The sequence below is a fragment of the Peribacillus deserti genome (genome assembly GCF_002863585.1).
Taxonomy (GTDB): Bacteria; Bacillota; Bacilli; order Bacillales; family DSM-1321; genus Paraperibacillus; species Paraperibacillus deserti_A.
Genome location: NZ_PGUY01000002.1, coordinates 54,546 through 66,260, shown reverse-complemented (window position 1 = coordinate 66,260; position 11,715 = coordinate 54,546). Strand labels below are relative to the sequence as shown.

Annotated in this window: 13 protein-coding genes; all 13 read right to left on the bottom strand. The window is 45.4% G+C overall.

Translation table 11 applies throughout. The annotated features are described in order from the left end of the window. Positions 1 to 13: 13 nt before the first annotated feature. Positions 14 to 1,021: an NADH-quinone oxidoreductase subunit NuoH gene (nuoH, locus tag CUU66_RS00660; protein WP_101639758.1), complete on the bottom strand. Its 1,008-nt coding sequence runs from the start codon at positions 1,019 to 1,021 to the stop codon at positions 14 to 16. Then, entirely contained in the window at positions 1,021 to 2,121 is a 1,101-nt protein-coding gene (locus tag CUU66_RS00655) for an NADH-quinone oxidoreductase subunit D (protein ID WP_101639757.1), read from the bottom strand. Before CUU66_RS00655 ends, nuoH begins: the two co-directional genes overlap by 1 nt. 3 nt (positions 2,122 to 2,124) lie before the next feature. Further along, positions 2,125 to 3,528, bottom strand: coding sequence for an NADH-quinone oxidoreductase subunit C (locus tag CUU66_RS00650; protein WP_180955116.1), 1,404 nt, complete (start codon positions 3,526 to 3,528; stop codon positions 2,125 to 2,127). A gap of 74 nt (positions 3,529 to 3,602) precedes the next feature. Next, positions 3,603 to 4,118 (bottom strand): NuoB/complex I 20 kDa subunit family protein, encoded by a 516-nt coding sequence (locus CUU66_RS00645; protein WP_101639755.1) that lies wholly within the window; start codon positions 4,116 to 4,118, stop codon positions 3,603 to 3,605. Continuing rightward, positions 4,109 to 4,483, bottom strand: a complete 375-nt coding sequence (locus tag CUU66_RS00640; protein WP_101639754.1) for an NADH-quinone oxidoreductase subunit A — start codon at positions 4,481 to 4,483, stop codon at positions 4,109 to 4,111. Before CUU66_RS00640 ends, CUU66_RS00645 begins: the two co-directional genes overlap by 10 nt. Positions 4,484 to 5,110: 627 nt before the next feature. Continuing rightward, positions 5,111 to 5,515: a F0F1 ATP synthase subunit epsilon gene (locus CUU66_RS00635; RefSeq protein ID WP_101639753.1), complete on the bottom strand. Its 405-nt coding sequence runs from the start codon at positions 5,513 to 5,515 to the stop codon at positions 5,111 to 5,113. A 24-nt stretch (positions 5,516 to 5,539) separates the two neighbouring features. Continuing rightward, positions 5,540 to 6,949: a F0F1 ATP synthase subunit beta gene (atpD, locus tag CUU66_RS00630; RefSeq protein ID WP_101639752.1), complete on the bottom strand. Its 1,410-nt coding sequence runs from the start codon at positions 6,947 to 6,949 to the stop codon at positions 5,540 to 5,542. An 89-nt stretch (positions 6,950 to 7,038) separates the two neighbouring features. Then, complete coding sequence (atpG, locus tag CUU66_RS00625) at positions 7,039 to 7,896, bottom strand: ATP synthase F1 subunit gamma (protein WP_101639751.1); 858 nt, start codon at positions 7,894 to 7,896, stop codon at positions 7,039 to 7,041. Between the two features lie 39 nt (positions 7,897 to 7,935). Continuing rightward, complete coding sequence (atpA, locus tag CUU66_RS00620) at positions 7,936 to 9,444, bottom strand: F0F1 ATP synthase subunit alpha (protein WP_101639750.1); 1,509 nt, start codon at positions 9,442 to 9,444, stop codon at positions 7,936 to 7,938. 24 nt (positions 9,445 to 9,468) lie between these two features. Then, positions 9,469 to 10,005, bottom strand: a complete 537-nt coding sequence (locus CUU66_RS00615; RefSeq protein ID WP_101639749.1) for a F0F1 ATP synthase subunit delta — start codon at positions 10,003 to 10,005, stop codon at positions 9,469 to 9,471. After that, a complete protein-coding gene (gene atpF, locus CUU66_RS00610; RefSeq protein WP_101639748.1) occupies positions 10,002 to 10,520 on the bottom strand; it encodes a F0F1 ATP synthase subunit B in 519 nt (172 codons plus the stop codon). The genes CUU66_RS00615 and atpF overlap by 4 nt, the downstream gene beginning before the upstream one ends. A 165-nt stretch (positions 10,521 to 10,685) precedes the next feature. Further along, positions 10,686 to 10,910, bottom strand: a complete 225-nt coding sequence (gene atpE, locus CUU66_RS00605) for a F0F1 ATP synthase subunit C (RefSeq protein ID WP_101639747.1) — start codon at positions 10,908 to 10,910, stop codon at positions 10,686 to 10,688. 79 nt (positions 10,911 to 10,989) lie between these two features. Next, positions 10,990 to 11,700 (bottom strand): F0F1 ATP synthase subunit A, encoded by a 711-nt coding sequence (gene atpB, locus CUU66_RS00600; RefSeq protein ID WP_101639746.1) that lies wholly within the window; start codon positions 11,698 to 11,700, stop codon positions 10,990 to 10,992. Positions 11,701 to 11,715 lie beyond the last annotated feature (15 nt).

Below are 11,715 nucleotides of genomic sequence, written 5' to 3'. Positions count from 1 at the left end.
CCCGGGTATTTTATTACATGAAATCAACTAATTCCTTCAGTAATGCAGTCAGAAAGATGTTGGCGAGTGCCACCGGCAGCAGGACCTTCCAGCCGAACTCCATCAGCTGATCGGCTCTCATACGCGGCAGCGTCACCCTGACCCAGATAAGGAGGAAGACAATCAAACTGAACTTCAAACTAAACCAAACAGCACCCGGTATAAAATCCATGAATGGCAGAGGACCCCATCCTCCCAAAAACAGGACAGTGGTCAGCGACGCCATCGCAAAGAGGTATACATATTCGGAAAGCATGAAAAAGGCCCAGCGGAACCCTGAATACTCTACGTGAAAGCCGGCTACAAGCTCTGATTCTGCTTCCGGCAGATCAAACGGTGTCCGGTTCAATTCCGCAATGGATGCAATGAGGAAAATAATGAATCCGATCGGCTGCTTAAGAATAAACCAGCCGTTGCTTTGGGCATCAACAATATCGTTTAGATTAAGGCTCCCAGCAAGGAGAATGACACCGAGCACAGACATGACCAGCGGGATTTCATATGAAATCATCTGCGCTGCTGCACGCATCCCGCCAAGAAGCGCGTACTTGTTGTTCGATGCCCAGCCGCCCGCTACAATCCCTACCGTGGACAAACCGGAAATGGCGATGTAATACAGAAGGCCGACCCCTATATCAGCAAACTGGAGCTTATCTGTAAAAGGAATGACGGCTACGACCATAAATGCAGGTGCAAAGGCGATCACAGGTGCAAGAATGAACAGCGGCTTGTCAGCAGCCTTTGGGATGGTATCTTCCTTGATTAATAGTTTTAAGACATCCGCAACCGTCTGCAGGAGCCCCCATCTGCCTCCAACCTGATTGGGGCCCTGCCGCAGCTGCATAAAGCCCATGACCTTGCGTTCGGCCAGTATGGCATATGTAACAAAACCTAGAATCACCAGAAGCAGTACAGTCGCCAGCAAGAAAAAGATTCCGAAGTTCAGGAGTCCAGGAGATGATGCCAGCAGATCTTCAACCATTATCCATCCACCTCCCCAAGTACAATATCAATGGCCCCCAGAATCGTAATTAAATTGGCCATGTTTTCTCCTTTTAGCAGCTTCGGAAGGATTTGAAGATTGTAAAAGGATGGGCGTCGGAACTTCAAACGATAAGGCTCTTTCTTTCCGTCACTGGCGATATAGCAGCCAATTTCCCCGCGGGGCGACTCGATTCTAACGTACGCTTCTCCTTTAGGGGCTTTGATGATTTTCGGAACCTTAGCCATAATTTCTCCTTCATTCGGAAACTGATCAGCCGCCTGTTCGATAATTTTCAGCGACTCCACAATTTCCTCCATCCGGCATTCGTAACGGGCCCACGCATCTCCATCGGTCCGAACAGGCACATCAAAATCAAAACGGTCATAAATGGAATACGGTTCATCCTTCCGAAGATCCCATTTCACGCCTGTACAGCGCAGGTTCGCACCGCTTAGTGAATAATTGACGGCTTCCTCTTTTGAATAAGCGCCTACCCCTTTTACACGCTTCATAAATATTTCATTTCCGGTAACCAGCTGATGATAGCCCTTCAGCTGCTCCCTCATATAAGGCACAAATTCACGGACCTTTTCAATCCAGCCTTCAGGTGCATCCCACTTCACGCCGCCTACACGCATATAGTTGAAAGTCAGCCTTGCCCCTGACAGCTCCGTTAATAGATTAATAATCATTTCTCTTTCCCGGAACGCATACAGGAACGGACTGACTGCTCCAATATCCAGGAGATAGGTCCCCCACCATACCAGATGACTGGCGACCCGGCCAAGCTCCATGGCCAGTACCCTTAAGTATTCGGCCCTCTCCGGCACCTGAATGTTCATCATCGTTTCTACTGCATGGCAGATCACATAATTGTTTGTCATGGCTGACAGATAATCCATCCGGTCCGTATATGGGATGATCTGAGTGTACTGAAGGTCCTCCGCCAGCTTCTCCGTCCCCCGATGCAGATACCCGATAACCGGTGTTGCCTCTTTGATGACTTCTCCATCTATTTTGATAACAAGCCGGAAAACCCCGTGTGTACTCGGATGCTGAGGCCCGACATTCAATAGCATTTCCTCTGTTCGAATCATCGGCTACACCTCCACATCATAAGGTTCATAATCTTTTCGCAGCGGATACCCGACCCAGCTTTCACCAAGCATGATTCTCTTTAAATCCGGATGGTCGCTGAACCTGATTCCCAGCAAATCATACGCTTCGCTCTCCGGCCAATTGGCTCCCTGCCACAAAGGAGCCAGCGACTCGATCACCGGCTCATCGCGGTCTATTTTGACCTTAAGTGCAACCGAGTGCCGGTGTGTATAGGAAAACAAATGAACATACACTTCCATATGAGTCTCGTAATCTGTACCATGCAGTTCAGACAAATAATCGAAATTCAAGCCTTCGTGAAACTTTAAAAGCTCGGCTATTTTAAAATACGATTCCCTTTTTGCCACGAGAGTGGGTACATCCTTGGACAAACCATTAATATAGGAATCCTCAAGCAAGCCTTGCCCAAGACTCTGTTCAATTATTTCTATGTATCGTTCAAGAATCGGCTGGTTCACAGAAGGCTTTTTATCTTCACCAGCCTCGCCGCTGACGGCTGCTTTTCCTCCAGAACGGGCTTTAGCTGCTGCTGCCGCTTTTGCCTTGGCTGCTGCAATTGCTTTTGCTTTCTCGTCGCCTGCATCATCAGTTGTGCCTCCCTGTTTTGCCAGGGCTGCGGCCTTCGCTTTTGCTGCGGCTGCGGCTGCTGCTTTCGCCTTGGCTGCCGCAATTGCTTTCGCTTTCTCGTCTCCTTCTTCTGCTGGAGCATCGCCTTCCTTTTTGGCGAGGGCTGCGGCCTTTGCTTTTGCTGCGGCTGCTGCTTTGGCTTTGGCTGCCGCAATCTCTTTCGCTTTCTCGTCTCCTTCTTCTGCTGGAGCATTGCCTTCCTTTTTGGCCAGGGCTGCGGCCTTTGCTTTTGCTGCGGCTGCTGCTTTCGCCTTGGCTGCCGCAATTGCTTTCGCTTTCTCGTCTCCTTCTTCTGTGGGAGCATCGCCTTGCTTTTTGGCGAGGGCTGCGGCCTTTGCTTTTGCAGCAGCTGCTGCTTTCGCCTTGGCTGCCGCAATTGCTTTCGCTTTTTCGTCTCCTTCTTCTGTGGGAGCTTCACTTTGCTTTTTGGCGAGTGCTGCTGCTTTGGCTTTAGCGGCTGCTGCCGCTTTTTTCTTTGCTAATTCGAGATTGGTTTCTGCTGTGGTGATTTCTGGACTGGGTGTGAGGTTTTCTGGTTTGTGTTGTATGGACGGTATGGGGTCAGCTTCTTCGGCTTGCTTTTTCTTAGCCATGGCAGCGGCTTTTGCCTTTGCAGCGGCTGCGGCTTTTTTCTTGGCAAGTTCTAAATCTGTTTCAACTATTTGGACTTCAGGCTGGCTGGTTTCAGCTTGATTTGCTGAAATTTCCTGTTCAGCTGCTCCAGCCTTTTGTTTTTCCTTCGCTCTCAGTTTTGCCATGGCTGCTGCTTTAGCTTTTGCTGCGGCCGCGGCTTTTTTCTTTGCTAGTTCTATGTCTTTTTCTTCGCTCACGATTAAATCACCTTCTTCCCGGTCTTAGCCTCGTAGCGAATTTTCTCTTTCAATTTATTTATTCCATAGATCAAGGCAGCTGGATTCGGCGGGCATCCGGGTATGTATACATCCACAGGCACAATTTGGTCAACGCCTTTTACAACCGAATAGGATTTCACATATGGACCCCCGGCTGTTGCGCATGAACCCATCGCTATTACCCATTTTGGCTCAGGCATCTGGTCATATAGCCTGCGGAGGATTGGGGCCATTTTTTTCGTGACGGTCCCTGAAACAATCATCACATCGGACTGTCTCGGTGAAGTACGGAAAAACGATCCAAAGCGGTCTAAATCATAATGTGAGGATCCGACTCCCATCATTTCAATCGCACAGCAAGCAAGTCCAAATGTCATCGGCCAAAGGGAATTACTTCTCGCCCAAGCCTTAATTTGTTCAAGGGTGGCCAGAAAAACATTCCTTCTCAGCTCCTGCATTTCTTCCTCAGTGAATCCTTCCAGCTTTGTTACATCCATCTCAGCACCTTCTTTTTCCAAGCATAGATAAGGCCAATGGCCAGCATGATCACAAAAATAAGCATTTCAATCAAAGCAAAAATGCCCAATTTATCGTAAGCTACTGCCCACGGATAAAGAAAGACAGTTTCAACATCAAAAATGACAAACATCAGGGCAAAGATATAATAGCGGACATTAAACTGAATTCTCGAATCATGAAAGGGTTCAATACCGCTTTCATACGTGGTATACTTCGCCTCTTCCGGTTTATGAGGCCTCAGCAATTTCCCCAAAAAAAGTGCCACGACTGGCAGCAGTATGCCAAGACACAGAAACACAAACACTATCAGATAATTATTCTGGTAGCTATTCAATAAATCCATGCCAACCCCTCCATTATCGTATAGTTTTGAACTATCAAACTATTTTGTAAGCGTATTCATTATATCATTCTTATATATGAGTGTCGATAATCCCCCGTATTCTTAAACTAAGATTGTCCCCGCTCTAATTTAGTTTATTAATTGTTTGGATAAAAAAGCACAGTTTTTATTAAAAGAGAACTTACTGCTGAACAAGATTACATGTTAGTAATCATTTTATTCACAAGGTTAACTTTTTATTTTACATTTGTAGAAGTTATTAACTTTGTGGCCGGTTGGTGGTTTTTCGAAAAAGTAGCCTTCTTAGAAGTTAGCGGCACTAGGAATCCGAAAACTTTTTTAGTTTCATAAAAATATAGCCTGTTCTTTGCTATATCCTTAGGATTAATACCTAAATCGTGCAAAAACCTGGTCACTGCCTTCCGATAAGCGTTTTATGAGGGGTATTTCAGATTTTATGAGGACTAAATGAACGTATATGAGGGGTAAATGCGTATTTAAGAGGGGTAAATCAATTTTTATGGGGATTTCATGATGTAAAAATTTTCAACACGGCCACCCAAACAATAAAACACCCTCCCGTTCCACTTCAGAAAAAGTGGAACGACAGGGTGCTGGCTTGTTGTATTAAAATTTCTTTTCCGCCAATGAAATGCGGTTGATGGCACGTCTTAGGGATAATTCGGCACGGCGGGCATCGACGTGATCGCTTTTATCCTGGAGACGTTTCTCGGCGCGGGCTGCAGCAGCCTTTGCACGAGCAAGGTCAATATTATCAGCTTTTTCAGCAGATTGAGCAAGGATGGTCACTTTGTCTGGACGCACTTCTAATAGTCCTCCGCTTACTGCGATGAATTCTGTGCTTCCGTCTTTTTTCACGCGGACAGAACCTATCTCAAGCGGTGCTACCATCGGAATGTGGCCAGGAAGGACACCAAGGTCGCCGCTTTGGGCCTTGGTGCTTACCATTTGTGCATCTGCATCATATACTGGGCCATCGGGAGTAACAACACTGACTTGTAATGTCTTCATTTCATACCCTCCTAGGTCCCTAACCTACGCCATTTGTTTAGCTTTTTCAATTACTTCTTCAATTCGTCCCACTAGACGGAAAGCATCTTCCGGCAGGTCATCGTACTTGCCGTCAAGAATGTCTCTGAAGCCTTTTACGGTTTCCTTAACAGGAACATAAGAACCTTTTTGGCCAGTAAACTGCTCGGCTACGTGGAAGTTTTGAGATAAGAAGAATTGAACACGGCGTGCACGGTGAACAACTAATTTATCTTCATCGGATAATTCGTCCATACCAAGGATGGCAATGATATCCTGAAGTTCTCTGTAACGCTGTAATGTCTGCTGGATTTGACGGGCAACATTGTAGTGCTCTTCGCCTACAACTTCTGGTGTCAACGCACGTGAAGTTGAAGCCAAAGGATCCACCGCAGGGTAGATACCCATCTCTGTAAGCTTACGCTCAAGGTTTGTTGTAGCATCTAAGTGAGCGAACGTTGTAGCAGGAGCCGGATCCGTATAGTCATCGGCTGGTACATAGATCGCTTGGATAGATGTTACAGATCCAACGTTTGTAGATGTGATACGCTCTTGAAGCTGACCCATTTCAGTTGCAAGTGTCGGCTGGTAACCAACGGCAGATGGCATACGGCCTAGAAGCGCGGATACCTCAGAACCTGCCTGTGTGAAACGGAAGATGTTATCGATGAAGAACAGAACGTCCTGTCCTTGCTCATCACGGAAGTATTCAGCCATTGTTAAACCAGTCAGGGCAACACGCATACGTGCGCCAGGAGGCTCGTTCATTTGTCCGAACACCATAGCTGTTTTCTTGATAACGCCGGAATCGCTCATTTCGTGGAATAAGTCGTTTCCTTCACGAGTACGCTCTCCAACACCGGCGAATACAGAGATACCACCGTGCTCTTGAGCGATGTTATTGATAAGTTCCTGGATTAGTACCGTTTTACCTACACCGGCACCGCCAAATAGACCGATTTTTCCACCTTTAATGTATGGTGCAAGAAGGTCTACTACTTTAATTCCTGTTTCAAGGATTTCTACAGTTGTAGAAAGCTGCTCGAAAGTAGGAGCTTGTCTGTGAATAGGATCTCTGCGTGATTCAGCAGGGATTGGGGCATCAAGGTCGATGTTTTCTCCTAGTACGTTGAAAACACGCCCTAATGTTACATCACCAACTGGTACAGAAATCGGAGCACCAGTGTCTTGTACTTCTACTCCGCGAGTTAAACCGTCAGTAGAAGCCATCGCTACTGTACGTACAGTGTCATCACCTAAATGAAGGGCAACTTCCAAAGTTAAATCGATTGCCACAGCATTATCAGACGCCGCTTGTTGGATTTTAAGTGAGTTGTAAAGTTCAGGAAGCTGTCCGCTTTCGAATTTTACGTCAACAACCGGACCCATGACTTGGGTAACGCGTCCTTTATTCATCGTTTTCCCTCCTATCATTACTTAAGACGAAACAAATATATAATAGGGAAGAAGCTTCACGTTCGCGCTTCTCTCCCCTTTTACTTTATTTATTCTAATGCAGCTGCACCGCCGACGATCTCGGTGATCTCCTGCGTGATCGCTGCTTGACGAGCGCGGTTAAATTGCAGTGAAAGTGAATTGATAAGCTCTTTTGCATTATCCGTAGCACTTTTCATTGCACTCATACGTGCAGCGTGCTCACTTGCTTTTCCGTCAAGGATTGCGCCGAAAATTAAGCTTTCTGCATATTGTGGCAGCAATACTTCCAAAATGTCTTCGGCAGAAGGTTCAAATTCATATGAAACCATTTTGCCGGTTGGAGCTATATCCGTTAAAGGAAGCAGCTTTCTTTCTGTAACATCCTGCTGGATGGCACTGACATAGTGGTTGTAATACATATACAATTCATCAAAGGTTCCATCTGAGAACATTCCGACTGTAGGGCCAGTAATATCAGTGATATCAGCAAATGAAGGCTGATCAGGAAGACCAACAATTTCAAGCTCTACGTTGATTCCGCGCTTCACGAAGAAATCGCGGCCCACACGGCCGGCGGCTATGATGGCGTACTCATCTTGAGATTTATGGCGCTGCTTAATGGTTTGGAACACATGTCGCAGCACACTGCTGTTATATGCCCCAGCCAATCCACGGTCAGAAGTGATTACCAGGTAACCGGTCTTTTTTATAGGACGGGATACCAGCATGGGATGGTTCACACCTTTGCTGCCTGCTGCAACACTCGCTGCCACCTCCTGGATTTTATCCATGTAAGGCTGAAACGCCTTTGCATTTTGCACAGCGCGGTTCCACTTTGCAGCAGAAACCATTTCCATCGCTTTTGTAATCTGGCTCGTCTTTTTTGTTGATGTAATACGAGTTTTTATATCGCGTAAAGATGCCATTAGTTCTCACCACCTATTTAAAAAGTTTGTTAAGATCTATTATTCAGAAACAACGAATGTTTTCTTGAATTCAGCAACAGCAGAGTTCATTTCTTCATCCTTAGGCAGATCGCCGGTTGTACGAATATGATCTAACAAGTTTTGGCGGTTTTGATCTAACCAGCTGTGGAATTCCCCTTCAAAGCGGCGAATATCCGAAACTGGGATTTCATCTAAATGTCCGCGTGTCAATGCATAAAGAATCGCAACCTGCTTTTCAACTTTAAGCGGCTTGTTCAGATCCTGCTTAAGAACTTCAACTGTGCGGGCACCGCGGTTAAGCTTAGCCTGAGTTGCTTTATCTAGGTCAGAACCGAATTGTGCAAATGCTTCAAGCTCACGGAAAGAAGCAAGGTCAAGACGAAGTGTACCAGCAACCTTTTTCATCGCTTTGATCTGTGCAGAACCACCTACACGTGATACTGAAAGACCAGCGTTGATAGCCGGGCGTACACCAGAGAAGAACAGGTCAGACTGAAGGAAAATCTGTCCGTCTGTAATCGAAATTACGTTTGTTGGAATATAAGCTGAGATATCTCCAGCTTGTGTCTCAACGAATGGAAGAGCTGTGATGGAACCAGCACCAAGAGTATCATTTAGTTTTGCAGCACGCTCTAGTAAACGTGAGTGCAAGTAGAATACGTCACCAGGGAATGCTTCACGGCCTGGAGGACGGCGTAATAATAGGGAAAGTTCACGGTATGCAGATGCTTGTTTAGATAGATCATCATAAACAACAAGAACGTGTCTGCCGTTGAACATGAATTCTTCACCCATTGTAACACCAGCGTAAGGAGCTAAGAATAATAGCGGAGCCGGCTGGGATGCAGATGCTGTTACTACGATAGTGTAATCTAGTGCACCATGCTTACGAAGAGTTTCAACTGCATTACGTACCGTAGATTCTTTTTGGCCGATTGCTACGTAAATACATACCATGTTTTGGTCAGCCTGATTCAGGATTGTATCGATCGCTACAGATGTTTTACCAGTCTGGCGGTCACCGATGATAAGTTCACGCTGTCCGCGTCCGATTGGAACAAGAGCGTCGATCGCTTTAATACCTGTCTGCAGCGGCTCATGAACCGATTTACGATCCATAACGCCTGTTGCAGGGCTCTCGATAGGACGAGTCTTAACTGCGTTGATCGGGCCTAAGCCGTCAACTGGCTGTCCAAGAGGGTTAACTACACGGCCGATCAGTTCATCACCAACCGGAACCTCCATGATTCTTCCTGTACGGCGTACTTCACTGCCTTCACGAATATCAGCGAAAGGACCAAGAATAACGATACCTACGTTATTTTGCTCAAGGTTTTGAGCAAGACCCATAACACCATTAGAGAACTCAACCAGTTCCCCTGCCATTACATTATCAAGACCATGAACACGTGCAATACCATCACCAACCTGGATTACCGTACCCACGTCGTTTACTTCTATTTCAGACTGATAGTTTTCAATTTGCTTTTTTATCAGCGCACTGATTTCTTCAGCTTTGATGCTCATGAATTTCACCCCTAACTGTGAATGTTAAACTAGTAATTGCTTTTCCAGGCGCTGAAGCTTTCCGCTCACGCTGCCGTCAAAAATACGGTTGCCAATTCGGATCTTAACTCCGCCCAGTAAAGTGCGATCTATAATATTTTCAATAATAAGTGATTGTTTCCCTACTCTTTTAGCAAAAGCAGAGTTGATAGCCTGGCGCTCATCATCAGTAAGCGGACGTACGGAATAAACCTTAGCTTCCGCTTCACCGCGTTCTTCGTTTGCAAGATGGATAAAATCCTCTGCAACTTCAGGGATGATGTTCTCACGATGACGCTCGACTAAAAGCATCAATGTGTTTTGCACGCCTGCTGAAGCACCGCCGAAAACAGATTGGATAAACTGTTTCTTTTGGTCAATTGTAATTTTAGGATGGCTTAGAAAGCCCTGAAGTTCGCTATTTTGAGAAAACACTGTTCTCACAGTGCGCAGCTCCTCTTCAAACTGAACTAAAAGATTTTGTTCCTTCGCAATTTGGAAGAGAGCAACCGCATAGCGCTGTGCTACGGTTGTATTGCTCATAGCTGATCTCCTGCCCCATTGATATATTCATTGATAAGCTTTTGCTGATCTGCTTCAGACAATTCTCTTTCAATTACTTTAGAAGCAATCATGACAGACAGTGATGCAACCTGCTCGCGCAATGCAGCAATCGCCTGTTCCTTCTGATGCTCTATTTCAATCTTAGCGGATTCTTTGATACGCTCAGACTCAGCACGGGCAGCAGAAATGATTTCTTCACGCTGTGCATCGCCTTGTTTTCTAGCATTTTCGATAAGCTGTGCAGCTTCTGTACGAGACTGCTTGATAAGCTCGCGCTGTTCTTCCAAAGCCTTTTTAGCTTCCGCACGGCTGTTCTCAGCAGCTTCGATTTCGCCTGCAATGTGAGATTCACGTTCTTTCATGATTCCCATTAAAGGACCGAACGCAAATTTTTTAATCAGTGCCAGCAATATGATAAACATGATTAATTGGAAAATGATATCTCCGCCATTAAAGTGCATAGCTTCACCAAGTACTAAACTTTCTGTTAACACCCTGGGTTCACTCCCTTCAAGAGTCGTTCTACTATGAGTTATAAGAAATTACATCATTATTTCAGAACAGCCTGTTTTTTAAAAACCGCTTTTAGGGCATAAAGGAATGGCGAAGGTTCACAATGGAATGATCTTCGCCATTTGCCCAGCGTCTTAAAGTTAAAATTATTGTCCAATAACCATGAACGCGATAACTACTGCAATAATAGGAAGTGCCTCAACTAGTGCGATACCGATGAACATTGTAGTTTGTAGCATTCCGCGAGCTTCCGGCTGACGAGCGATACCTTCAACTGTACGACCAACGATAAGACCGTTACCAATACCAGCACCTACTGCTGCTAAACCAACTGCGATAGCAGCTGCTATAAGACCTAATGAACCTGTCATGATAAAATTTCCTCCTCGAAAAGTAAATAATAATTTTGTATTTTTTCTTGCATTTGTTCAGAATTGAACAGGTTTATAATTAATGGTCGTCCGCTACTTTGTGAGCAAGATAAACCATTGTTAACATAGTGAAAATAAACGCTTGAATTGCACCTACGAAGATACTGAATCCTTGCCACGCAAGCATAGGAACGATGGCACCAAGTGTTCCGCCAATTCCGCTTGTCGCCATACCGGCAAGCAAAGCTAACAGGATTTCACCTGCATAAATATTACCGTATAGCCGCAGACCCATTGTAAGGGTATTTGCAAACTCTTCGATAATCTTGATTGGAAACAAGAATTTCATTGGTTCCACATAGCCTCGTAAATATGCTTTAGTACCCTTCATCTTGATGCCGTAATAATGTGACAGACCTACCACCATTGTAGCAAGCGTCATTGTTATTGCCGGATCTGCTGTAGGGGATTTCCACCAAAGCTCATGGCCTATTACAACGGAAAATGGCAATCCTAACATATTTGAAACAAATATGTACATAAGCAATGTCATTCCCAAGAGTAAAAATCGACCGCCTGTCTGCCAATCCATAGTACTATTAATAAGTCCCTTAACAAAATCCATTACCCATTCCATAAAGTTCTGGGCGCCGGTAGGCTTCATGGCAAGTTTGCGAGTAGAAACCAGAGCGATAATGAAGACTATGAGACTTGCAATTGTGATCATCAGCATATTTGCCAGATTAAAATTAAGTCCCAAAAATTCCCATATAGGAGCTTCATGATTCAACAGTATTCACCTCTC